General features: G+C 53.9%; 21 protein-coding genes. 19 read left to right on the plus strand and 2 right to left on the minus strand.

From position 1 onward, the window contains the following. The first annotated feature begins 139 nt into the window (after window positions 1–139). The 9 genes from gptM to GJT30_01020 all read left to right on the plus strand — a co-directional run bounded on the left by gptM (window position 140) and on the right by GJT30_01020 (window position 7,232). Window positions 140–1,441 carry a putative geopeptide radical SAM maturase gene (gptM, locus tag GJT30_00980; protein MSM38184.1) on the plus strand — a complete coding sequence of 434 codons (1,302 nt, stop codon included), beginning with the start codon at window positions 140–142 and terminating at the stop codon, window positions 1,439–1,441. Window positions 1,442–1,882: 441 nt separating this feature from the next. Beyond that, window positions 1,883–2,314: a hypothetical protein gene (locus tag GJT30_00985; protein ID MSM38185.1), complete on the plus strand. Its 432-nt coding sequence runs from the start codon at window positions 1,883–1,885 to the stop codon at window positions 2,312–2,314. A 45-nt stretch (window positions 2,315–2,359) separates the two neighbouring features. Continuing rightward, window positions 2,360–3,118 (plus strand): hypothetical protein, encoded by a 759-nt coding sequence (locus GJT30_00990; GenBank protein MSM38186.1) that lies wholly within the window; start codon window positions 2,360–2,362, stop codon window positions 3,116–3,118. Between the two features lie 235 nt (window positions 3,119–3,353). Next, window positions 3,354–3,992: a DedA family protein gene (locus tag GJT30_00995; GenBank protein MSM38187.1), complete on the plus strand. Its 639-nt coding sequence runs from the start codon at window positions 3,354–3,356 to the stop codon at window positions 3,990–3,992. A 2-nt stretch (window positions 3,993–3,994) separates the two neighbouring features. After that, on the plus strand, window positions 3,995–4,735 hold the full coding sequence (locus GJT30_01000) for a TrmJ/YjtD family RNA methyltransferase (GenBank protein ID MSM38188.1): 741 nt from the start codon (window positions 3,995–3,997) through the stop codon (window positions 4,733–4,735). Further along, entirely contained in the window at window positions 4,732–5,022 is a 291-nt protein-coding gene (locus tag GJT30_01005) for a hypothetical protein (GenBank protein MSM38189.1), read from the plus strand. The genes GJT30_01000 and GJT30_01005 overlap by 4 nt, the downstream gene beginning before the upstream one ends. A gap of 25 nt (window positions 5,023–5,047) precedes the next feature. Continuing rightward, window positions 5,048–5,629 carry a LemA family protein gene (locus GJT30_01010; GenBank protein MSM38190.1) on the plus strand — a complete coding sequence of 194 codons (582 nt, stop codon included), beginning with the start codon at window positions 5,048–5,050 and terminating at the stop codon, window positions 5,627–5,629. A gap of 55 nt (window positions 5,630–5,684) precedes the next feature. Beyond that, on the plus strand, window positions 5,685–6,551 hold the full coding sequence (locus GJT30_01015; protein ID MSM38191.1) for a methanol dehydrogenase: 867 nt from the start codon (window positions 5,685–5,687) through the stop codon (window positions 6,549–6,551). 21 nt (window positions 6,552–6,572) lie between these two features. After that, complete coding sequence (locus GJT30_01020) at window positions 6,573–7,232, plus strand: hypothetical protein (GenBank protein MSM38192.1); 660 nt, start codon at window positions 6,573–6,575, stop codon at window positions 7,230–7,232. A 54-nt stretch (window positions 7,233–7,286) separates the two neighbouring features. Here GJT30_01020 and GJT30_01025 read toward each other — a convergent pair whose 3' ends face one another. Together GJT30_01025 and GJT30_01030 are read right to left on the minus strand one after the other, a co-directional pair. Then, entirely contained in the window at window positions 7,287–8,375 is a 1,089-nt protein-coding gene (locus GJT30_01025) for an AAA family ATPase (GenBank protein MSM38193.1), read from the minus strand. 112 nt (window positions 8,376–8,487) lie between these two features. After that, complete coding sequence (locus GJT30_01030; GenBank protein ID MSM38194.1) at window positions 8,488–10,587, minus strand: tetratricopeptide repeat protein; 2,100 nt, start codon at window positions 10,585–10,587, stop codon at window positions 8,488–8,490. Between the two features lie 276 nt (window positions 10,588–10,863). Here GJT30_01030 and rnr point away from each other — a divergent pair, with 276 nt between their 5' ends. From rnr to GJT30_01080, 10 genes are all read left to right on the plus strand, one after another. Next, on the plus strand, window positions 10,864–13,149 hold the full coding sequence (gene rnr, locus GJT30_01035; GenBank protein ID MSM38195.1) for a ribonuclease R: 2,286 nt from the start codon (window positions 10,864–10,866) through the stop codon (window positions 13,147–13,149). A 213-nt stretch (window positions 13,150–13,362) separates the two neighbouring features. Then, window positions 13,363–14,214 (plus strand): twin-arginine translocase subunit TatC, encoded by an 852-nt coding sequence (gene tatC / locus GJT30_01040; GenBank protein ID MSM38196.1) that lies wholly within the window; start codon window positions 13,363–13,365, stop codon window positions 14,212–14,214. A gap of 20 nt (window positions 14,215–14,234) precedes the next feature. Then, a complete protein-coding gene (locus GJT30_01045) occupies window positions 14,235–15,221 on the plus strand; it encodes a bifunctional riboflavin kinase/FAD synthetase (protein MSM38197.1) in 987 nt (328 codons plus the stop codon). Next, on the plus strand, window positions 15,202–16,233 hold the full coding sequence (locus GJT30_01050) for a flippase-like domain-containing protein (GenBank protein MSM38198.1): 1,032 nt from the start codon (window positions 15,202–15,204) through the stop codon (window positions 16,231–16,233). The genes GJT30_01045 and GJT30_01050 overlap by 20 nt, the downstream gene beginning before the upstream one ends. Further along, the gene (locus tag GJT30_01055) at window positions 16,223–18,088 is read left to right on the plus strand and encodes a DUF2723 domain-containing protein (protein MSM38199.1); all 1,866 of its coding nucleotides are present in this window, start codon (window positions 16,223–16,225) and stop codon (window positions 18,086–18,088) included. The genes GJT30_01050 and GJT30_01055 overlap by 11 nt, the downstream gene beginning before the upstream one ends. 232 nt (window positions 18,089–18,320) lie before the next feature. After that, window positions 18,321–19,205 carry a shikimate dehydrogenase gene (locus tag GJT30_01060; protein ID MSM38200.1) on the plus strand — a complete coding sequence of 295 codons (885 nt, stop codon included), beginning with the start codon at window positions 18,321–18,323 and terminating at the stop codon, window positions 19,203–19,205. A 56-nt stretch (window positions 19,206–19,261) separates the two neighbouring features. Beyond that, window positions 19,262–20,968 carry a type IV-A pilus assembly ATPase PilB gene (gene pilB / locus GJT30_01065; GenBank protein ID MSM38201.1) on the plus strand — a complete coding sequence of 569 codons (1,707 nt, stop codon included), beginning with the start codon at window positions 19,262–19,264 and terminating at the stop codon, window positions 20,966–20,968. Window positions 20,969–20,982: 14 nt separating this feature from the next. Next, window positions 20,983–22,083 carry a PilT/PilU family type 4a pilus ATPase gene (locus tag GJT30_01070; GenBank protein ID MSM38202.1) on the plus strand — a complete coding sequence of 367 codons (1,101 nt, stop codon included), beginning with the start codon at window positions 20,983–20,985 and terminating at the stop codon, window positions 22,081–22,083. A 31-nt stretch (window positions 22,084–22,114) separates the two neighbouring features. After that, window positions 22,115–23,338, plus strand: coding sequence for a type II secretion system F family protein (locus tag GJT30_01075; protein ID MSM38203.1), 1,224 nt, complete (start codon window positions 22,115–22,117; stop codon window positions 23,336–23,338). Window positions 23,339–23,341: 3 nt separating this feature from the next. Further along, entirely contained in the window at window positions 23,342–24,970 is a 1,629-nt protein-coding gene (locus GJT30_01080; protein ID MSM38204.1) for a PAS domain S-box protein, read from the plus strand. Window positions 24,971–25,010 lie beyond the last annotated feature (40 nt).

A 25,010-nucleotide genomic window follows, 5' to 3' on the forward strand; every position in this document is an offset into this window, starting at 1 on the left:
GGACAAGGGGATCAACCTCGCCGAGGAGGATTCCATCGGTGGATGCTGCTGGGCTCTTTTTGCGGTAGTTATTCTCGGCTAGGCGAAGCGGTAGGGACATGAAGGGGGGGCAACCCCCCTTTGTGCATATGGGGGAACCATGGAGCTGTCGCGTTATCTGAAGATCTATCCGTCGCCAAAGGGGGAGGGGAGGCTACTCCTCTTTTCCACCCGCCGAGGGGCGGTGCTGGAGTTGCCCGCGGCCATGATGGAAGCTGCCCGTCTGGGTGAGTTGGCAGGGGAGACGGCGGAGAAACTTGCCCTGCTGGATATCCTGGTGCCGAGCAGGGAGGAGGAGCGGGAAGAGATGCTGTCGCTGTTCGACAATGCATCGAGGCGGAGCAGGCGCTTTACCGCCCTGGTGACCCTCAACCTTGACTGTAACCTGGCCTGCGGCTATTGCTACGAAGACCCATTCCGGGGAAAGCGCTACATGAGTGAGGAAACCGCCGATCTCCTCTGTGACCGACTCATTGATCAGCACATGAGCCGGGGAAAGGACCTGGTCCTCGAATTCTACGGTGGCGAGCCGCTCCTTTCCATTCCCCTCATCAGGCGCATTTCCAGACGACTTCTGGATGCAGCCAAGAGCGAGGGGAGGGGCTATGCCTTCAACCTGGTTTCCAACGGGACGCTCCTTACCCGTTCCACGGCCGAAGAACTGGTAGCGCTGGGGCTCAAGGGGGTCAAGTTCACCCTCGACGGGCCACGTTCCATTCACGACCGACAGCGCCCCTTTGTCTCGGGTAACGGGAGTTTCGACTGTATTGTTAACAATCTGAAGGATGTCTGCTCGCTTGTTTCCGTGCAACTTGGCGGTAATTTTACCCAAGACAATTTCCACGAATTCCCTTTTCTATTGGATCATCTCCTTGATCAGGGGGTAACGCCCGACAGGATTACTAGTGTTCTCTTCGCCCCCATCACCCCCAAAGCTGGTAAAGAAGGGATTGCCGATTTTTCAACCGGTTGCGCATCAATCTGTGAGCCTTGGCTCGTTGATGCCTCCTTGTTTCTTCGAAGGGAGATCCTTAGACGCGGATTTAATACCCCAAAGCCATTGCCTGCGGGATGCATGGTCGAATTTACCAATAGCCTTGTGGTGGCTTGTGACGGTTCACTATTCAAATGCCCTGCTTTTATGGGTTGGCGGGAACTGCGGATCGGAAGCCTGGTAGAGGGGATTGCGGACTATCACGAATCCCACCGTCTGGATATCTGGAAGAATAAAGAGTGTCTTGAATGCCCCTATCTTCCGCTCTGTTTCGGAGGATGCCGATTTTTGCGCAAGCTTCAGACCGGCACTATAGATGGTGTGGATTGTCGACGGGACTATCTTGATGCGACACTCGAAGCAATCATTCGTCAGGATATGGAACTACGCCACAAGAGGCTCCTGTAGCCCCCCCAGAAATATTTTTGTATTCCCCTTCTGAAGACCTTTTATCCATCACCCGACTCATTACGACATGTGTATTTTTGTGTGTAAAAAAAATTTACACATGTTGTCAGGCCGCACTAGGCGACATTCTATAGAGATGTGTAAATTTATTTTACACTTGCGTAACTACTTGAAATAAATGAAATGTGCAATAAGTGTAAAATATTTTTACACTAACCTGCCTGTCTATCACCATGCTTCACTGCTGTTTGAAGTCGCTGTGGGGAAGTTTCAAAAGCGACAAATTTTATAATATAATGAAATTACTAAATAAATAGGAGAATTTTACGCATGATACAAGAATTGGCACAATCCGTTCATTAGCATGTACGCAAGCAATTGCCAGGTCGCATGACTTCGTCATTAACGTGCTGAGTAGTAACTGAGAACAAGGAGACTGTCATGTACATTATCCTCAACAAGGTTGATACCGATACCCTTCATAGAAGCTTGATCAAACCGGAATTGATGGAGCGGGTTGTATTCCTCCAGGAGCATGCCGAACAGGGTCGTCTCGGTGCGCTTCTTGTCTTGCGCGGTATGGCTGTTCTGGTGAGACCGGGGAGCATGAACCTGATTCCCGGTCATCCTGGCAGGCCTCAGTTTGAAAACTTTCTCGACTGGTTAGATAAGCACAATATTCGCAGTCGTGAACTTCGATTCTTGGTACCTGGTGCGTTCACTAGAATTGAATTTTTCAATTACGTAAATGACAGTGACTTTACCGATGAGGAAGTACCAGAACTTAGATGGTTTTTCTCCGGAAGTGAGGCGCACCATTTTTCGGATAAACATGTTTGGTTTTCACTGGCGCATATGAATAACAAACTTTGACCCAAAGTTTCTCGATGCTTCTCAAAATTTACAAGAGGGTGAGCAATGGAACAACACTTAGTACAATTGACGGATGATGAGTATGGATTTCTCAATAAACGTTATCCAAGAGGGACTTCAAGTGTTTTGATAGGCAATCGGGCAATAGAGGTTGTAAAGTATTTCTTTCTTAAAAAGGATCCTACCTGTAGATTTTCCAGTCCCGAAAATGGTGCTGACCTCTGTGTTACCTGGCAGCATGCACAAAAACCGGTGTACATCGAAGTAAAAGGTACTGAATCGGACGATATATCGTGGTTGAAGCTAAAGGTTAGCGGAGATCCGTCAAAGAACCTTATTGTGAGCGAAAAGATTCCCCTTTACAGGGTTACTTCAATCTTCGAAAGAACACCACAGATTCATATCCTGAAGTATGGTGAGGATTTTGAGTTGATTCCTGACCCTCGATGGAGCGTCAAGCCGATACGAAATGGCGAAGATGGAAATGGGTTTCGATGTTCTCAACGATTCGGCTCATCAGTTGGCAGACGTTCAAAGTATGAAAAACTGAGAGAGTTTCTTCTTGAAAAATCGGATGAAAGCATTGAGGTCACGGTTTCATTTGTCCAGTTGTCAAATGTATTGGGGTTTGAACTCCCCGAATCGGCTAAACGTTACCAGGCATATTGGGCAAACCAGAAAGATACTTCCAACCGACCTTGGGCCAGAGCGTGGCAGGAGGCGGGATTTAAGGTTGATTCATACTATCTCTCGTCAGGAAGTGGCTGGGTACGTTTCAGGCGAAAAAAAATGTTTTCCGAATGATTCCCTTGGTGCTATGACGTTTGACATTGTGGAAATCGGTTTGGATCGATAAAATCAGAGCAAATTTAGTAAATAAGATAAATTCAGTAAGGGGACGTTGCCGTAGTCAGGCAGTCCCCTTTTTTTATGCTGCCATCAAGGCATCTGCGTTCTGTCGTTTGGGGTAGCGGGTTTTTCGGGTTGCTTTATCTACGCCGGGTGGATAAGATTTGCAATCCCCACTCTGCGAGGGTGTATGCAGGATTACCTGAGAGAATACCTGGCAGTGCACGGCTACTGGGTCCTGTTCATCTGGACCTTTCTGGAAGGTGAGGCAGGTCTGATTCTTGCCGGGTTTCTCGCGTTTCAGGGATATATGCATATTGCCGGGGTCATTGTTACCGCCTTTGGGGGCGCGTTCTGCGGAGACCAGTTCTATTTCTACCTGGGACGCTGGCAGGGTGTGCGACTTCTTGGTCTGTTTACCTTCATTGCGCGCAAGTTCCGCAAGGCGTTGCGCCTCATTGAGCGATACGGCACCTTCGTTGCGTTTGTTTCTCGGTACACCTACGGATTTCGTATCGTCCTACCGATCATCCTCGGCATGACAACCTTCCCGGCGTTCAAGTTTTGCTGGCTGAATATTATCAGCGCCCTTGTCTGGGCAGTGGTGTTCTCGCTGCTCGGATACCTGTTCGGCAAAGGGGCATCACTGGTGGTCGAGGATGTCCATCGCTACGAACAGCACCTGGTGGTGGTTCTGGCGTGTCTTATTGCTGCAATGTGGCTGTTTCATGTGGTTCATGCCTGGTGGCGCCGGAAACCGGCCCGTTCGCGGTTGAAACGGATGCAGGCGGCAGGGACTCCGCCCCGCTCCTCGACAAGGAAGGATTGATCATGCATTTCTCAGAGCGGATAGCCATTGTTCTGGTGGAGCCGCAAAACCCCGGCAACGTCGGGATGGTCTGCCGTGCCATGAAAAATTTCGGCATATGCGATCTGCGCCTGGTGAATCCTTGTCCGTTGGATCATCCTGAAGCCTTGAAGTTTGCCGTTTCCGCCAAAGAGATGCTTACAACCGCCCGCATTTTCCCTTCGCTTGCAGAAGCCATTGCTGATTCCCCGCTGTCGGTGGCCACCACCCGTCGTCATGGCAAATACCGCCAGGAGATCTTTGCCCCGGATGAGATCGTAACGAAGATCGGCGAAAAACTTGCCGGCAACCGTGCCGCCCTGGTATTCGGGCGCGAGGACAGCGGCCTGACCACTGACGAAGTGGCCCTTTGCCGCTGGCAGGCAACCATACCGACGGACGATGCCTATGGTTCGCTGAACCTTGCCCAGGCTGTGCTGCTTTTTTGTTTTGTTCTGCGGCAGGGACTGGTTGTGAGTGAAGATTCTGCCGGAACACGCGAACTTGTTTCCACGGCCGAACTCGAACCATTCTATGGGCAACTTGAGCAGATCCTACTTCGGATCGGCTTTCTCAAGCCGGAGAATCCTGCCCACCTGATGCGATCTTTCCGGCGCATCTTTGCCCGCGCTGAACTGGACAACCGCGAGGTTGCCATCCTGCGCGGCATGCTGTCCCAGATCGACTGGGCAGCCAGTACCTTCATGGGGAAAAAAGGGAAATGAGCGATTACACGTGGGTAGGCTTGATGGCAGGCTCCATTACCAGTCTGGCAGTAGTTCCGCAGCTTATCAAAACGTGGCGGACCAAGCATGCACGGGATCTGTCCTTCTGGCAGCAGGTCATACTCATCTTTGGCATGTTTCTCTGGCTCATCTATGGTATTGTTCTCAATGATACGCCGCTGATCGCTGCCAATGCCTTTTCCCTTTTCTGCTATGGCGGACTGTTGACCATGAAAATCATCTACGACCGGGCTGACAAACAACGATTCAATGATTATGTTGACTGAGAATCCAGCCAATATGGAGGTATCCATGAAGAAATTTGCCATGAAGATGCTGCTTTTGTCCGCACTCCTGCTTTCGGGATGTGGCTACAACACCATGCAGGCCAATGAGGAGGCGGTTTTTGCCGCCTGGGGAGATGTGGAGGCTTCCTACCAGCGTCGGGCAGACCTGATCCCCAACCTGGTCGAGGTGGTAAAGGGGTATGCCAAGCACGAGGCAGATACGCTCAAGGCGGTAACAGAGGCACGGGCCAAGGTTGGCTCCATACAGGCCACCAAGCAACTGGTCAATGATCCCCAGGCGCTGCAGAAATTCCAGAGTGCACAGGGGGAACTTACCGGTGCCCTGTCGCGTTTGATGGTGGTGGTGGAACGCTACCCCGACCTCAAGGCGAACCAGAATTTCATGGACCTCCAGAACCAACTGGAGGGGACCGAGAACCGGATCAATGTGGCGCGCAGCCGATACAACAAGGCCGTGCAGGAGTTTAATATCAGTATCCGGACCTTTCCCAACAGTCTGACCAATTCCGTACTGCTGCATCTCTCCCGCAAGGAGCCGTTTAAGGCTGATGAAGGGGCTAAGACGGCGCCAAAAGTCAAGTTCTGATGCGCATACCGCGCCCCTGAACAAGCAGTGTCCAGGGGCGTTTGCCGGATGGCCAATGATTCGTTTTCTCCTCATATTCCTGTTCGCCTTTCCGGCCCTCTGCGGGGCGCTGGAGATCCCACCCCTGAGCGGCAGGGTAAATGATTATGCCGGCATGCTATCTCCGGCGGCGGTGCAGACCCTTGAGCAGCGACTGGCTGAACTGGAGCAGAGTGATTCGACCCAGGTGGTGGTGCTCACTGTGCCGACCATTGACGGGGAGAACATCGATCAATTCGGCATTCGGGTTGCCGAAGCCTGGCGGATCGGACAGAAAGGGCTGGATAACGGCGCTATTCTTCTGATTGCCAAGCAGGAGCGGAAGGTGCGGATTGAAGTCGGTCGCGGGCTGGAAGGAAAGCTTACCGACCTGATGGCCGGCAGGATCATCCGTGATGTGATAACCCCCCGTTTCAAGGCACAGGATTTCGATGGCGGAGTCCTGGCCGGAGTCGAAGCCATCACCGCCACGGTGAAAGGGGAGTACCAGCCCCGGCAGCGCGATATCCGGCAGGGGAGGCAGGGATTCCATCCCTCGTTTACCCTGCTGCTGTTTCTCTTGGTGGGTATTGTGTTCCTTGGTTCCATCGCCCGGTTTCTCGGTGGGATTGCCGGTGCAGTCGGACTGCCTGTTGCCGCAGCCCTCAGTTTCTCCGGACTCAGTATGGGTCTGCTCGGAGTGCTGGCGGTTGTCGGATTTGCAGTTGGTCTGTTCATCGCCTTCCTGTTTGGTGGTGGAGGCAGAGGAGGTGGCGGTTGGTGGTTTGGTGGCCCCTCTGGTGGAGGCTGGTATGGCGGGGGGGGCTCATGGGGAGGTTCCGGTGGGGGCTTTTCCGGCGGCGGTGGTGATTTCGGTGGCGGCGGTGCTTCGGGTGACTGGTAACCGGCAGAGGGTGGGACGTGTATCGTGAAACGAAAGTCTGCAGAGACCTATTTTACATCTGAAGAGCAGGAGCGGATCAGCCGTTGTGTGGCAACTGCTGAGTCAGGCACCTCCGGTGAGATTGCCATCATGATCGTCGATGAGAGCGACCGCTACCGTGAGGCAGAACTGGCCGGAGCACTGTTCCTGTCAGCTTTCTTGGCTCTGGCTGCTGCGCTTTTGACTAGCCATGTCACCATCTGGTCATACCTGCCGATGGTGATCCTGCTACTGTTCCCTTGTCGGTGGCTCTTTCGGCGCATCCCCCGCCTCAAGCGTCCCTTTGCCGGTCAACACCGCATTGCAGAAGCGGTCCGGCAAAGGGCGGTGCGTGCCTTCTTTGAGAAGGGGCTGTATCGTACCCGTGATGAAACCGGTATACTGATCTTCATGTCGCTTCTGGAGCAGAAGGTCTGGATATTGGGGGACCGGGGTATTAATGAACTGATCGATCCTGCTGCCTGGCACGGTTTCGCGCAAGAACTGGCGACTGGCATGGCGCAAGGGAAGGGCTGCGATGCGCTCTGCAGCATGATCGGGAAGTGCGGTGCCGAACTTTCGAAGCACTTTCCGCGTTGTGCCGATGACCGTAACGAATTGTCCGATCAACTCCTCACCGAAGACCATCCTCTGCGACAGTGACTTTACGATGCCGACCATTTTCCTCTGATCATCCTTTGCCGAATCCCGATTCTGTCAAAATACCGAGTCTATCATGTCGAAATCTATCTCATGGTCGGCATTCGCCTGGATCCATGCCAGTTTCTCCTGATCCTCGGCCGTGATCTTTGAAACGTCCTCGGTGAGGGCGGTAAAGACGTTGGCCGTTGTTTCCTTGATTCGAATGTAGGGAATGCCGCTTTCGTCGAGGATCTGCTGGCTGATCCCAGTGACCGGCGCATGTCCGGCGATGATCAACCCGGCTATCTTCTCCTTCCACTCCGGAATATGATACAGCGAGGCAAGCGTGACGATCAGTTCGTCGCGCGACCCTGTTACCACCAGCAGGGTGGATTCGAGCAGTGCGTCCACGACCCGCTGGGATGATGCAGCTCCGAGCTGGATGTTGTGGATGATCCGGTTGCGTGCTTCCGGATCCCCCTGCAACGGCAATTTCAAGAGTTTGGACACGTGGGACAGGGTGGGGTTTGCCAGAATCGGCGAGTAATTGAAGCCGCCGGATACCTCCAGGGAATAACTGAAGGCGCGCTTTAGGTATTTAAGGGTAACATCGCGTTTATCAGCGAGAAGTTTGTTTATCATGATGAGCCGGACATCTGCTTCTTCCCGTTGGTGAAGGGCCAGATTCAGATGTACCGAGTCGATGACATTGCCGATGCCGCTGCCGGTCACGATCATGACCGGCGCTTGGGAAAGCCGGGCGACATGGGCATTGTTGAGGCCGATGACGGAACCGACGCCACCATGACCTGCCCCCTCGATGATCAACAAGTCGTTCTTCTGGTCAAGCGCTTCTACTGCCCTGACAATTCTCTCTTCCAGCATTCGCCCATCAATCTTCCCTTCGAGAAACTCCTTGGTAAAACCGCGGTGGAGAGGGACAGGATTCATGAGGGCGATATCCTCTTCCAGACCATAGGTTTTTGCCATCAGCACGGCATCCATGTCCAGCATCATATCTCCGTATCGCTCTATCTTCGGCCCAATCGGCTTGATGAAACCGACACGTTGGTATTTTTTCCGCGCCAGGTGCATGAGGGAAATGCTCATGGTGGTTTTTCCGCAATTTTGTCCTGTAGCGGCGATGAATATCCTTTTTGCCAAGGTTTCCCTCCTAATGTGTCCATATATGACATTGTCGTTGTGTCATAAACATACCTGTTCGGATAAAAAATGCAAATCGATGGTTGTTGATCAAGCTGGAGATTTCAGTCGATTACAGCTGCTCTGCGGGAGATGCTGGGGGTGAGAGAGGAGAGTCAGGACTATTGCCATCAGAGAGACCGTAGAAACGGGCATAGAGCGCGGTGGATGTGAGGACCTTCTTCACATATTCACGGGTTTCGGCATAGGGGATGTTTTCTATGAACTCTGATGCCGGGAGATCGCCGAAGTCCCGCAGCCAGCGGTCGACGGCAGTTCCGCCGGCATTGTATGCGGCAATCGCTGCTATCAGATCGCCACGGTAGTTCAGCATGAGATCTTTAAAATGGCTGATGCCCAGAGGGATGTTCTGCTCAGGTCGGCCGAGTCGCTCGGCATTCATTGTCCCAACACCTGTTTTTGCCACTTGTGCTGCCGTAGCAGGAAGGAGTTGCATGAGGCCGATTGCACCTGCCGGTGAGACGGCCGTGGGAGAAAAGCTGCTTTCAGCACGGATGATGGCGTAGACGAGGGAGTCGGTGAGGCCGTTTCTGGATGCATGGCTAGAGACAATCTCACGGAATGCCAGAGGATATTGTAGTGCAAATGAGAGTTGACCCTCTTTGCCAGTCAATCGGGGAGATTCGCTTCTCATCAGATTGTAGGCGCCGTTGTAGTCGCCCATTTCCAGATAGAGACGGGCCAGCCCAAGGGCTTTACTCCTGTCCCGGTTTTTTGATCTGGAGGCAGAGAGTTCCTTGCGGGCTTCGTCGAACAGCCCGCACCCGATGAGGGCCTTGGCTCTTTCAAAGTTCAGGGGAAGGGGAAGGGTATCAAGTGTGTCCTGGGCCAGATGCGGCAGGAGTTCTTCTCCCTGTTTCTGTCCCTGCCAGTAGGCCATGGAGTAGTAGCTCAGGGGGAATTCCCTGATGAGGGTGGCATAGGTCGTCTGTGCTGCGCTGGTATCTCCGGTAAGGACCTGGGCTCGGGCCAGCCAGTAAAGCGCCCGGTCACGGCCGGTTTTTCCGTCACTCAGGCGGCGGAACCATTCGGCCGCCCCTTGCCAGTTGCCTGACTGATAAGCGCTCCACCCGGATTCCCACAGGATAATCGGTTTCAGCGATGATTCGGGATACTGGTCGTTGAGCCGTTTCAGGATGGAGGATACATCTGCCCAGCGTTTCTGCGACTTCTTGATATAGGCGGCCTGAAGCAGCGCATTGTCTGCCTCGTCAGCCGTTGGCCAACGGTCAGCCAGTTTCATGAAGGAGTTGAAGGCCTCTTCAGAATTGCGGTTATTTCTATCCTTACAGCGTGCCAACCAATATGCAGCTTCTGCAGCAGATGCTGTGCCGGCGTCGGCTGCCAGGCGGGTGAAGAGTTGCTCAGCTTCCTTGATGTGTCGGGTATTAAACAGGGACTGGGCGGTTTTGAAGTCGATCCGTGCAAGGAAATCGTTGCCAAGACCGGTACGGGGGATTGCCTTGAAGGCGGTGACTGCCTGGCTGAACTTTTTAAGGTCGAACAGGGTTGTGGCACGGCGAAAGAGTTCGTCGGGGGTGAAGGGGGCGACTACCCCGCCTGCAGCAGTGAGACGCTGCAAATCTTCATCCGTTTTGGTTGCCAGTGGTGACCCTGGACTGGTGATCCAGAGGGTTCGGAGCACCTTTACTGCTCCGGTTTTGTCGCCGAGCGCTTCACGGCAGAGCGCGATCTTGTATTGAGCCCGCAAGGCGTCGCTTCCGGCTGGATAACTCTCGATGAATTTCTGGTAGGCAGTGAGTGCTGCGCTGAAGTCCTTACGCTGGAATTGGATATCGGCAATGAGAAGAAGGGTGGGGCGGAGCAGATAACTCTCGGGACACCGTTTCTGGAGTGCCAGGAATGCGGTAAGTGCTTCGTCGAGACGGTTGAGGTTTTGCAGTGCCTGGCCCTGATGGTAGAGTATATAATCGGCAAGCAGATCGAAACTGCCGGAGGCCGCAGAGAGGTAGCGTTGTGCGTTGTCCCACTGTCCGGCCTTGAAGGCTGCCATGCCGGCGACGAAATTGCGTATCCCGCAATCGGGAGATGCCTCTGCCAATTGCAGGGCAGCGCCGTAGTCCCTGGCACGGAGTTTCTCTGCCGCCGCGGTAAGGGTAGCGCTGGGGAGCGGATACAGCGATGTTTTCATCCCGGATGCGGGGACGGTCAGCAAAAATATGAATGCGGCCAGGGCGATGCAGCGGAACACGTAGTGGAATCCATATTGTCGAAGGGATGTGGCGAATCTGTCGTATTACATGTGGAACACGACCGATAAAGCGTGGAACCTATGACTGGATAGTAGTCTCAAACGGCTGTGAAATGCAATCGGTTTTTCATGGCGGTCATGGGAACTGTTTGACACTGCACGGCTGGTCAGGCATATTCGGCATGCCGAAAGAACCGGTCTGGAAGGAGATTTCATATGCGGGTCACCCGAGAAGAACTGCTCAGGATTATTGGCGAGCAGGGTGAAGGTATAGTATTGCGTGAACTGCTCCGACTTTGCAAAATTGACCGGACCGAACGCCAGGGATTCAGGCATCTGCTGTCGCGGCTGGTGGATAGTGGCGAGCTGGCCGTGATGCGTGGTCAACGTTATATCCTGGCCGGCCGAACGGCAGCGGTTACCGGCCGGCTTTCCATGCATCGAGACGGTTACGGCTTTGTCACTCTTCAGGATGGCGGGTCCGATATCTTCATCCCTGCCCGGGCCTTACGAGACAATATGCATGGAGATCTCGTCGAAGTGAGCGTGAGTCCGGCAGCCCATGGGGAGCGGCGGGAGGGGAGGATCGTCCGGACTCTGGAACGGGGCCAGCAGACAATCGTCGGCCGCTATGAGTCGGCGCGCAATGTCGGCCGGGTGATTGCGGACGATCCGCGCATCTCCCAAGCCATTGTGATCCCTGCAGGTGCCGCTGGCAAGGCGCAGAACGGACAGGTGGTAGTGGTCGGCCTGACCTCGTACCCCACGGAGCGGCGTCCTGCCATGGGGCGGGTGCAGGAGGTGCTGGGATGGCCCGATGATCCCAACGTAGAGGTACTGACGGTCGTTCGCAAATATGAGCTGCCGTCCGAATTCCCTCACGATGCACTGGCAGAGGCAAAGAAAGTGGCCCGGCTCACCGATGCCGATCTGGCAGGGCGCACCGATCTGCGCGGGCTGACGGTGGTTACCATTGATGGTGAAACAGCGCGGGATTTCGACGATGCGGTCTCGGTGCAGCGAGAACAGCATGGCGATATCCGGCTCTGGGTTTCCATCGCCGATGTCTCCCATTACGTCAGGCCCGGTTCGGCGCTGGACCGCGAGGCTTATCTGCGCGGGACTTCGGTCTATTTCCCGGATCGTTGTCTTCCCATGTTGCCCGAAACCCTTTCCAACGGCATCTGTTCGTTGAACCCACGGGAGGATCGTCTGACCCTGACCGCGGAACTCCTGTTCGACGGCGCCGGTGTCCGGAAAGAGGCCCTCTTCTACCCGAGCATCATCCGTAGCTCTGCCAGGCTTACCTACACCCAGGTCGCCCAGGTTCTCGATGAGCGCAATCCGCAGGTGATCAGTGAGCTTGGCGGAATCACGGACGACCTGGCAGTCATGGAAGAACTGGCGCGTCGACTGATGGCCCGTCGTCACGAACGGGGCAGCATCGACTTCGACCTTCCCGAGCCCGAGATCGTCATCGACCTGACCACCGGCGATACCCTTTCCATTGTACGGTCGGTCCGGACAATCGCCCACCGTGTAATCGAAGAGTTCATGCTGGCAGCCAATGAAGCGGTTGCAGGTCATCTTGAAGGGAATCAGATCCCTTCCCTGTATCGCATCCATGAGCCTCCTGCGCCAGAGCGGGTTCTCGCCTTTGCCGAACTGGCAGCTGGTTTCGGCCATAACCTGGACGTCTCGGAGGGGAAGGTGACAGGTTCTCAGCTGCAGGTGCTTCTGGAAGCGGCGCTCGGTCGTCCAGAAGAGCTGATGCTCAACCGGGTGCTGCTCCGGAGCATGAAACAGGCCCGTTATGCTGCGGAAAACCTGGGACACTTCGGCCTGGCAGCCCAGACCTATACCCATTTTACCTCTCCGATCCGTCGTTATCCCGATCTTGTGGTGCACCGGATTCTCAAGGGGCAGCTTGCCGGGACGCTTTCTCTTGTGGAACAGGAGCGTTTGGCCGGGGCACTTCCCGAAATCGGGATGCACACCAGTCGCCGTGAACGGGTTGCCATGGAGGCGGAGCGCGAACTCGTCGAACTGAAACGGCTTCAGTTCATGGTGGATCGTATTGGCGAAGCGTTTGACGGATTCATCATCGGAGTTACCGGGAGCGGGCTCTTTGTGGAATTGGGAGAGTTTTTCGTCGAGGGGATGATCCCGGTTACAAGCCTGCAAGATGACTATTATGTCTATCTTGATAAGCAGCACTCTCTGATCGGTTCCAATACGCGACGACTCTTCCGCATTGGCGACCGGGTCAGGGTCATGGTCGTGGCTGTCAGCATTGATCGGCGGCAGATCGAGTTTTCGCTGCAGGAGCATACCCCGGTGCAACAGACCGATGCGGGATGGGAGATGGAAATTCCCAAGCCTCGACGACCGGTCGGGAGACGTCCCACGGGCAATCGCTCCGGGGGTGAACGGAAGCAGGCTGGGGGCGGAGGGCCGAAGGGAAAAAACGGGGGGCGCCGCAAAGGGGGCAAGCGCCGTTGATTCCCTGCCGGGATGTTTGTTGTGCTATTAGGAGCCAGCGCAGCTCTACAGGCTCAATGAGAGCTGTGTATACGCATCAAACCGTACGGGATGGTGCCTGAGCAGGCTTGAGGCCTGACGTGCCGCCGTTCTTCCCGTTAAATCGGTTGCGCCTCTCCGTTCAACTGTGCTAATCTGCATCGATTTTGGAATGCTCTTGATGGACGGGGATTCATGGGAGACGAGAAGGTCCTGCCGTTTATTGAACATCTGGTGGAATTGCGTCGCCGGCTGATTGTCATTGTCATTGCCGTGGTGATTGGTATGGGAGTATCCTGGAATTTTTCCGGTCCCTTGCTCGGCTTTGTGGAAAGGCCGCTGACCGGCAAGACCTATCTGTCGGAGATCAAAAAGACCGCCTACCTCAAGGTCAAGGAACACTTTCCTTCACTCTACATTCGGTACAAACTCGACAAGGAGATAGAGATCCAGCACCGCGAGCGGCAGCTCAACTACAGTGCGCCCCTTGAGCCTTTCTTCGTCCAATGCAAGATATCCGCAATTGCCGGATTCATCCTGGTGCTCCCCGTGGTTTTCTATCAGCTCTGGCTCTTCATAGCTCCTGGGCTTACCGGTCGGGAAAAACGGCTGGTGCTCCCGTTCGTGATTGTCGGCACCATAAGTTTCTGCATTGGTGCCATGTTCTTCCTGGTCGTCATATGGCCAGTCATTATCAATTTCTCCCTTTCCTATGAGGCTGAAGGACTGCAAAGCTGGTTCAATCTCAGTGCCTATGTCAATTTCTGTCTCAGGTTGATCCTGATCTTCGGCCTGATTTTCGAGCTTCCTGTGGTTATGCTGCTGTTGTCGCGGTTCGGCATCGTCACCCGGGCCTTTCTTGCCCGCAACCGCAAGTATGCCCTGTTGGCAAGCTCGATAATTGCTGCTTTTCACGCTGATCTCATCACCATGTTCGTGGTGATGGCTCCCCTTTATCTGATGTACGAGATAAGCATCTGGGTTGTCTGGCTGTTCGGGAGAAAGCGTGAAGTAGCTCCCGGCAACCTGCCGGCACCCACCGACTAGACCCGTGAGGCACAATCTGCATGGAGATTTTCCGTTCACTTGACGATATCCCGGTCGGTCTTGGGAAAACCGTTGTCACCATCGGCAATTTCGACGGTATCCATTTGGGGCACCGCGCGATCTTCCGCCGGGTGCGGCGTGCTGCTGCGGCAATTCATGGTGTTTCGGTGGTCATTACCTTTGTGCCTCATCCCCTGAAGGTGATCCCGAATCCCAAGAAACAGATCTGCCTTATCAATACCTACGCTGAAAAAGAAAACCTCATCTCCGCATCGGGGATTGACTATCTGCTGGCGATACCTTTTACGAAAGAGTTTGCGGGACTTTCTGCACGTGAATTCGTTACCGACGTACTGGTGAAGCGCCTGGGGGTATCCCGCCTCATAATTGGCTACGATTATTCATTCGGCCGCGACCGGGAGGGGACGGTGGCGATGCTGGCTGAAATGGGCCGCGAGCTTGGATTCGCTGTGGAAGTCCTGGAGCCGATTGGGCATGACGGTGAACCCTATAGCAGCACGCAGGTGAGGAAGATGATCAAGGCAGGGGAGGTGGCCGGGGTAGTGCCGCTCCTCGGCCGCCAGTACTCGTTGAGCGGTATTGTGGTCTCCGGGCACCATCGCGGCAGCGGTCTCGGTTTTCCTACGGCAAACATCCGCACCGAGAAAGAGTTGATCCCCAAAAGTGGCGTCTATGCCGTCAAGGTGAAACTGGATAACACCCTGTACGATGGCGCCTGCAACATCGGGGCTAATCCGACCTTTGGCAATGAGGAAATTTCCATTGAGGTCTTTCTCTTTGATTTCACCGGGGATCTCTATGGCAGGGAATTGCGATTCTATTTCATTGCGAGAATTCGTGATGAACGGCGTTTTCCCGATCCAGAGGCGTTGCGGCTGGCGATAGCCGGCGATGTTGCCCGCTGTCGCGAGATACTTTCATCAACCGAACTGATCGAGTATCATGAGTATCTGCAGGAGGAGGCTGATGGCATCGTTCAAGGTTGACAGGAAATTCCTGGTCGGCCTGGTTGTCAGTGCCGTCTGTCTAGCCTTTCTGCTGCGCAAGATGGATCTTGCCAAGCTTGTCGACGCCTTCCGGACCATGGAGACCGTTTACCTCATTCCTGCCATTGGTTTGACGTTCATAAGCTATTATTTTCGGGCAGTGCGCTGGCGGTTTCTCCTTCTCCCCATCAAGCGGGTCTCAATGTGGCCGCTTGTATCCGCAACCCTCATCGGCTACATGGCCAATAATCTTCTTCCGGCCCGGCTTGGGGAATTCGTCCGTGCCTATGTGCTGGCGCAACGAGAAGAGCTTCCCACCGGGCAGGTCTTTGCCACGCTGGTTCTGGACCGGTTGTACGATGGTTTCACGGTCCTTCTCATCCTTCTGATCACCTTTTTTACGCTGAAGCTGCCGACAGGGATGGAAACCATCCAGCAGGCGATGGTGACAGGGGGGTATGTTACCCTTGCCGTCTATCTCTGCTGTATCGCATTCATCGTGGTCCTGCGCCGCCGTACCGCATGGACGCTCAGGGTCGTCGAGACGGTGCTGCGGCCCTTTCCCGAAAAGATCAGCAGTCGTATCGTGGTGGCACTCTCTTCATTTATCGGAGGGTTAAGGATTTCAACGCGAGCCGTGGAACTGCTGGCACTGCTGGCAACCTCACTGGTGATCTGGACATTTGCCACCTGGCCGATTGATCTGGTACTCCGAGCCTTCGGGATCATGCTTCCCATTACCGCTGCCATGTTCATCATGGTTTTCCTTGTCTTTGCGGTAATGGTCCCGGCCGCACCAGGCTATGTGGGTACATATCATGCGGCCTGCGTCTATGGGCTCATGGCATTCCGTATCCCATTGGAACAGGCAATGAGCGTTGCCCTGGTCATCCACGGGATAAGCTTTTTCCCCGTTATCATTGCCGGGCTCTTCTGTGGCTGGCGTGACAACCTTTCGCTACGTGCAATCAGTGCCAGATCCTCACAACAGGAGCTTACCCGTGAACAGTGACCGCCTGGCATCGCGGCTCGATTTCTGTGCTATCCTTTCATTCATCGTTCCCCTGTTTGTTTATCTCCTGACACTGGCCCCCTCGGTAACTTTTTTCGACAGCGGGGAGTTTGTCACGGCCATCTATTCGCTCGGTTCTGCCCACTCGCCCGGCTACCCTTTTTTCATCAATTATGCAAAACCGTTCACCTATCTTCCTTTTGGCAATATCGCATTTCGCGTGAATATAGCGACTGCCGTATCGGCTGCAGCTGCCTGCTTTGCGGTCTACCTGCTGGTGACATATCTGCTTGCAGATGAGGAAGTGGCAGACGATCACCGCATTTCATGCTGGTATGTACGTGGTGCAGCTCTGGCTGCCGCTTTTGCCTTTGCCTTTACTCCGCGGCTCTGGCTGCAGTCGAATCATGACAAACCGTATCCGTTGATCGCCTTCATGTCGGCTCTGGTGTTTTATCTGGTGCTCCGCTGGCGTTCGGCCTATCTGGCCGGAGAGGAACGGCCGGCCTTCGTCTACCTGGGGGCATTCCTGTGCGGGCTCGCTTTCGGTGCCCATCAGACCATTATCCTCATGGTTCCGGTCTATGCCTTCTTGATCCTGGTGACTGACTGGCATGTTATCACACGTTTCAAGGAGATTATCCTTGCAGTCACATTTGCCATTCTCGGCTTTGGAGTGCATCTCCATCTGCCGGTCAGGGCAATGCAGAACCCGCTCCTCAACTGGGGAGACGCAAGGAATATTTCACAGTTTCTCTGGCATTTTCTCCGCAAAGGGTATCCGGTGGAAAAGCCGGTTCGTGATTTCGGCCTGTTCTGGAGACAGGTGAATGCCTTTAATGTCCCGTATGAATTTACCTGGGTCGGATTGTTCCTGCTGCTTGTCGGTTGCGTGGCATATCGGCGGCGGCTGCGCAATGAAATCCTTGCCTATGGCGTGGGCATTCTCACGTTTTTGCTGGTAATCGTCGGTTATTTCAATACGCCGAGTGATTTGATTTTCCTTACCGAAGAATTTTTTACGCCGCTCTATCTTCTTTCAGCCGTATTCATCGGGTTAGGGCTTTTTTCGCTGCTGAAGATGCTGGTCAATCTGCTGCCGGTTCCGAGCATCAGAATGCTGCCTGTTCACTTGGCGTTGGGAGGGGCTCTTCTTGCTCTGCCGACGACCATCTGCGCCATAAATTACGTGGAGAACGATCAACACCTGAACTATATTGCCTATGATTACGCCACCAATACGCTACGTACCCTGTCGCAGCGGGCGATTCTCTATACCTGGGGGGATAGCGGTGCCTTTCCGCTCTGGTATCTGCAAGGGGTAGAACGGATGCGTGACGATGTGGACCTGCTCCATACGCCGCATCTCGTGTTTACCTGGTATCTCGATGCCTTTCCCAACCTGTTTGACAAGAGCATCCTGCGTGCAATCCCTCTGGAAACGCAGATACCTGAAAATGTGCTCAAGCTGGCAATCTCCGAGCAGATTGCGCAGCGTCCCATCTTTGTCGACTTTTCAACGCGTTATTCAGTGCCTTTTGATACCTTTGCCCTTACCCAGAAAGGCATCTGTTATCAGTTGAATTATGCGGCCGGTGGGGGGATGAATATGCCCGACACGTCAGTCTGGAATCTCTACAGCCTCAGAGGGATGAGCGGTGATATGTTTTTCCGGGATCTGGATACGGAAAAGGCGATTCTTATTTATGCCAATAGCCATGTTGAGGCTGGTGAGGCTCTTATCCGTTTTGGACGTTACGCCGAAGGCTTACGCCAGTTTCAGCAGGCAGAGTCGATTTCACCTGAAATGAGATCGCAGATCACTCAGATTCTGGCCGGTTACGGTTTGAGGTGATGCTGGCAGGTCTCTGATGGCGCCCCTTTACGGGGAGGGTATCACTACCATGCCTGTCCACAACGTTTCAACCGGCACAGCATTCGTTCGAGAACCGCTGCTTGCCGGTTTTTTTCATGAAGCGGTAAAGATTTCCCCATTCTAACCGATGCTATTTACGAGTAGACCGTGCGAAGAGGCCGTGCATCACTGTTTGGGTGGAGACGGTGCAGAGCGCGGCATGGAGCTTTTCATGATTCAATCCATTCCCGAACTGACCGGAAAGACAAAAGTACTTGGCATCATTGGTGATCCCATCAGTCACTCCCTGTCGCCGCTCATGCAGAATGCAGCCTTGCGTGCGCTCGGACTCGATTACGTATATGTCCCTTTTCGTGTCAGACCAGAGGAACTCTCAACCGCACTTTTGGGTCTGCAATCACTCAATGTTGCCGGTTTCAATGTTACCATCCCGCACAAGACCGCGGTTGTCGGTTTAGTGGATGGCTTGTCCCGCGAAGCCGAACTGATCGGGGCCGTGAACACGGTAACTCGGGAGGGTGCTCACCTCATTGGCCACAATACTGATGCCATCGGTTTTCTCTCGGCAATCACCGAAGGGATGGGATTTGATCCAGCAGGGGCGAGTGTTTTGCTACTCGGGGCTGGAGGGGCTGCTCGGGCAGCTCTGGTTGCCCTTGCCCAGGCTGGAATCGAGAATATAACCATTGCCAATCGGACACAATCTACTGCTGAGAACTTACTTTCCCTGCTGAAACATGCCGGCTCCAGAGCCAGTGGAAGTCATACCTCACTGGCAGCCGTTTGTGCCGATCGAGCCCTGCTGGGATCATTTGATCTGGTGGTAAACACCACCTCCGTTGGTATGGGAGGTACGGCATTTGTCAATTTTGATGTCACATGGCTCAAGCCTGGTGCACGAATCTATGACATGGTGTATGTGCCGTCCGAGACGCCGTTGTTACAGGCAGCACGTGCAGCCGGCATTAAGGCCATGAATGGTGCGAGTATGCTGGCAGCACAGGGAGAATCAGCCTTCCGCCTTTGGATCGGCTGCGACCCCCCGCCTGGCTTGATGCTGGAACGGGTACTGTCAGCACTGGCGGCATTGTCTTGACATTGAAGGCCCTTCAATTAGTATTTCTATAGCTTGTTGGAATTACAGGGGTAGTTATGCAACCAAGTAGACTGGGAGACCTCCTGGTCAAAAATAATCTGATTACCAAGGAACAGCTTGCCCAGTCGCTTGACGAGCAGAAGCAGGCAGGCAGCCAGGTTCGCCTTGGCACCATTCTCACCCGGAACAATATCATTACCGAAGAGGATCTGGTTTCCTTTCTCTCCAAGCAGTATGGTGTCCCCTCTATCAACCTGAGTGAGGTCGAGGTCGATCCGGCGGTCATCAAGATCATCCCGGTGGATATCGCGCAAAAGTATCAGGTCGTTCCCGTCAACCGCGCAGGGGGAACCCTGATCATTGCCATGAGTGATCCATCCAATATTTTTGCCATCGATGATATCCGCTTTATGACCGGATTCAGCATCGAGGTTGTGGTAGCCCCCGAATCTGCCATCAAGACGTCCATAGACAAGTATTACGACCAGTCTGCATCACTGGCCGATGTCATGGGTGATCTCGACATGGAAGATCTGGAGGTCGTCGGTGAAGAGGAGGATGTCGATCTCAACTCTCTGGAGAGGGCTACCGAAGACGCACCGGTAGTAAAACTCGTCAACCTGATTCTTACCGATGCCATCAAGAAAAAGGCGAGTGATATCCATATCGAGCCCTATGAACGGATGTTTCGTGTCAGGTACCGGATCGACGGGGTGCTGTACGAGGCTATGAAGCCTCCCATGAAACTGAAGAATGCCATAACTTCACGAATCAAGATCATGTCCGAACTGGACATTGCCGAGCGTCGCCTCCCACAGGATGGCAGGATCAAGATAAAGCTGGGTGGCGGCAAGGATATGGATTTCCGGGTTTCCGTGCTGCCGACATTGTTCGGCGAGAAGATCGTTCTCCGGCTCCTGGACAAGTCGAATCTGCAGTTGGACATGACCAAGCTCGGCTATGAGCCTGATGCCCTGTCCCGATTCCAAGAGCAGATCCACAAGCCGTTCGGCATGGTATTGGTGACTGGTCCAACTGGTAGCGGTAAAACGGTTTCTCTTTACTCGGCGCTTTCGGAACTGAATAAAGTAACGGAAAACATTTCTACTGCTGAAGACCCGGTGGAATTCAACTTTGCCGGGATCAACCAGGTTCAGGTGCATGAGGATATTGGTCTCACCTTTGCCGCGGCGCTCCGTTCCTTCCTTCGTCAGGATCCTGATATCATCATGATTGGTGAGATCCGTGACTTCGAAACGGCAGAGATCGCTATCAAGGCTGCATTGACCGGTCACATGGTCCTTTCGACCTTGCATACCAATGATGCGCCGGCAACCATTAACCGTCTGCTCAACATGGGGATCGAGCCGTTCCTGGTGGCGTCGGCAGTAAACCTGATCACGGCCCAACGCCTGGCACGACGAATTTGCAGCGAATGCAGGGAAATAGAAGAGGTTCCTGTTCAGGCACTTATCACTGCCGGAGTTTCCAAGGAAGAAGCGCCGGAATATGTCTGCTACCGCGGCAAAGGGTGCCCCAGATGCAACGGGACCGGCTACAAGGGGCGGGTCGGATTTTACCAGGTCCTTCCCATGCTGGAAGAGATCCGCGAACTCATCCTGAATGGCGCCAATACGGCAGAGATCAAGCGAGAATCCATGCGTCTGGGCATCAAGACCATGCGTCAGTCCGGACTTACCAAGCTGAAAGAAGGGGTCACCTCCTTTGAAGAGGTTTTGAGAGTGACCGTTTCCGACGATTAGGAGGTTGGTGTCCCATGGCAAATCTGCATCAGTTGCTGAAAGAGCTTGTCGATAGAGGCGGGTCTGACCTGCATATCACCACCAATACTCCACCGCAGATTCGTGTCGACGGGAAGTTGAGCCCACTCGACTTGCCGCCCCTCACTGCAGTCGACACCAAACAGCTCTGTTACAGCGTGCTCACCGAAGCACAGAAGCATAAGTTCGAGGAAGAGAGCGAACTGGATCTTTCGTTCGGGGTCAAGGGACTGTCGCGATTCCGTGGGAACATCCTGGTGCAGCGTGGTGCGGTTGCAGGAGTATTCAGGGTCATCCCCTACAAGATCCTCACCTTTGAGGAGCTCGGATTGCCTCCGGTGGTAAAAGACCTTGCCGAGAAACCACGTGGATTGATCCTGGTCACCGGTCCGACCGGCAGCGGGAAATCGACCACGCTTGCTTCCATCATCGACAAGATCAATACCGATCGTCACGACCATATCGTTACCATCGAAGATCCCATCGAATACCTGCACCCGCACAAGGGTTGTCTGGTGAATCAGCGGGAGGTCGGCGCCGACACCAAGAGTTTCAAGAGTGCCCTGAAATATGTCTTGCGGCAGGATCCTGACGTGGTCCTTATCGGCGAGCTTCGTGATCTTGAGACCATCGAGGCGGCTCTGACTCTTGCCGAAACCGGCCATCTCTGTTTCGCCACGCTTCACACCAATTCCTGTGCACAGACCATCAACCGGATCATTGACGTGTTCCCTCCCTATCAGCAGACTCAGGTGAGGACGCAGCTATCTTTCGTGCTCGAAGGCGTTCTATCCCAGACCCTGATACCAAAGTTGGGCGGCCATGGTCGCATTCTCTCTCTTGAGGTTATGGTGCCGAACCCGGCGATCCGCAACCTGATCCGGGAGGACAAGGTTCATCAGATCTATTCGCAGATGCAGGTCGGCCAGGACAAGTTCGGCATGCAGACCATGAACCAATCGTTGTTCAGTCTCTGTGCCCGTCGGCTCATCTCTGTCGATGATGCCATGGGCAGGTCACCCGAGCCGGATGAATTGAAACAGATGTTTGCTGCGGGAGGTACACTGCCCGGGCAGCAGCGCCGTCCGCTACGTTAAGCAGGAATGGAAAGGAATTACGGGAGGAACCATGGCAAAGTTCAACTGGGAAGCACGGAGCAAGTCTGGCCAGATCCAGAAAGGGGTAATGGAGGCCGATAATATAGGACTCGTCGAAGCCCAATTGAAGCGGTTTGGCTTCACGGGGATCACCGTCAAAGGGGAAGGGAAAGGTCTTGGGAAGGAGCTGAAGATCCCCGGTTTTAGTGGTGCCAAGAAGATCGAGACAAAGGATCTTGTCGTCTTTACCCGACAGTTTGCAACCATGATCGATTCTGGTCTTCCCCTGGTCCAATGCCTGGACATCCTCTCCGGCCAGCAGGAAAATAAGACCTTCAAGGATATCCTGTATAAGGTCAAGGAAAGCGTGGAGAGCGGTTCCACCTTTGCCGATGCCCTTGCCAAGCATCCCAAGGCCTTCGACCAGCTTTATGTAAACCTCGTCGCAGCGGGTGAGGTTGGCGGCATTCTGGACACAATCCTGAACCGGCTTGCAGCCTACATCGAGAAGGCGATGAAGCTGAAGAAGCAGGTCAAAGGGGCCATGGTCTATCCTGCAACCATCCTTTCCATTGCAGTGATTGTCGTCGGTGTCATCCTGGTATTTGTCATCCCCACCTTTGCGAAGATGTTTGCCGATATGGGTGGTGATCTGCCCGGGCCGACAAAGTTGGTCATTGGGCTCAGTAATTTCTTTAAGAAGTATATCCTTGTGATGATTGCGGCCTTCTTTGTCTTGAAGTTTGCTTTTCAGAAATACTATGCTACGCCAAATGGAAGGAAGGTTGTTGATCGATTGGCGCTGAAAGCGCCCATTGCAGGTCCTCTCATCCGCAAGGTATCGGTGGCAAAATTCACCCGTACCCTTGGGACCATGATATCCAGCGGCGTCCCGATCATGGACGGCCTGGAGATCGTTGCCAAGACAGCCGGGAACAAGGTCGTGGAAGAGGCCATCTACAACGTTCGTCAGGCGATATCCGAAGGGAAGACCATTGCGGAACCGTTGGCTGCGAGTGGCGTTTTTCCTCCCATGGTGGTGCAGATGATATCGGTCGGCGAAGCTACCGGCGCCATGGATACCATGTTGAACAAGATTGCCGATTTCTACGATGACGAGGTGGACGACGCCGTATCAGCACTGACCTCGATGATGGAGCCACTCTTGATGGTGGTGCTGGGGACCACGGTCGGTGGCCTGGTCATTGCCATGTATCTTCCCATATTCAAGATGGGCAGTGTCGTCGGCGGATAGCCGATGAATGAGAAAAGGGGTCTCGTCTGGTTTATCCTAGCCAGGATGATCGTGGTGGCGCTGTTTTTTTTCTCCACGATCATCCTGTACCGGCGAGTCCCTGATAGTATTGAAATCCTTTCTCTACCCGGCCTGGTCAGGTTGGTCGGTGTTACCTTCCTTTTTTCGCTGCTGTCTCTCGTAGTCCTGTATCGAACTGATAAACCCCATCCTTTCCTGTCCTATGCCCAGATCATCTGGGATATCCTGCTGGTGACGACCCTGATCCTTCTTACTGGCGGCATTACTTCTCCATATTCATTTCTCTATATGTTGGCCATCATTTCAGCATCGGTGCTACTCGCGCGCAGGGAGGCCTTTTATGCGGCTTCCCTCTGTGGCATCCTTTACGGTGGGATTCTCGATCTTCAATATTTCGGCACGTTGAGCGCCCTCGGTCTCACACCGTTCTATGCGCAACAGTACGGTGCAGTGCACATTCTCTATACGATATTTGTCAATATCGTTGCCTTTTATCTGACTGCTCTTCTCACCGGTTATCTGGCAGAACGGGTCAGGAGCAGTGAAAATGCCCTCAAGGAAAAGGAGATCAACTACGAAGAACTGGAAAGACTGAACAGTGTTATTGTAAAGAATCTGTCGAGTGGCTTGTTGACTATCACCACCGAGGGGAGAGTGCGGGTTTTTAATCGCCACGCAGAAGAGCTGACCGGCATCTTGCAGAGAGAAGCATATGACCAGCCGCTCCAGGAGGTCATCCCGGGTTTTGCCGGTATACTGGACAAGCAAAATTCGGTTTACGCTGATGAGATAAGCTACCAGAAGCCGGACGGTAACGAGTTAATATTCGGTTACCGTGCGGTAGATCTTACCGATAAAGATGGTAACCGGATCGGGACTCTTATCAATTTCAAGGACCTGACCCGCATTATGGAGATGGAGCGGGAGTTGAAGCGGGCCGACAGATTGGCGGCTATCGGTGAACTTGCCGCACACATGGCTCACGAAATCAGAAACCCTCTGGCATCCATCAGCGGCTCGGTACAGCTCATTGCTCAGGGTGAACGGGTCATGGAGGAGGACCGTCGACTTCTAGACATTGTCATGCGCGAAACGGAACGCCTCAATTTCCTGATCGGAGATTTCCTTGCCTATGCCAGACCCAATGCCCCCAATATCGCGCCGGTTGTTCTGAAACATCTCCTCGATGAGCTTTCGGCACTTCTTTCGGGAGATCCTCGATTCTATAATATTAGCGTTACCACGCAGTGCGCTCCCGGCCTGAAGGTATGCGCTGACCGAGATCAGCTGCAACAGGTTTTCTGGAACCTGTTTGTCAATTCCTTTGATGCGATGCAGGGAGAAGGGGCCGTGACAATAGATGTCGGCATCGACCATGGGTGGGGAGAGGGAAAAGAGATGGTGCGGATTTTGTTTGCCGATACGGGGCCGGGTATGCCTCCACAGGATATTCAGCGTATATTTGAGCCATTTTTTACGACCAAGCAGGGGGGAACCGGTCTTGGGCTCGCTACGGTATTCCGGATCATCGATGCCCATAGAGGGCACATCTCGGTTGAAAGCGAGCCGGACAGGGGCACTACATTCAAGATAAACCTGCCGAGGTGTTGATCGATATTTCAGAAGGAACGCATGCCGGTGATCAAAATGA

Origin of the sequence: Geobacter sp., from assembly GCA_009684525.1 — a bacterium.
Taxonomy (GTDB): domain Bacteria; phylum Desulfobacterota; class Desulfuromonadia; order Geobacterales; family DSM-12255; genus Geoanaerobacter.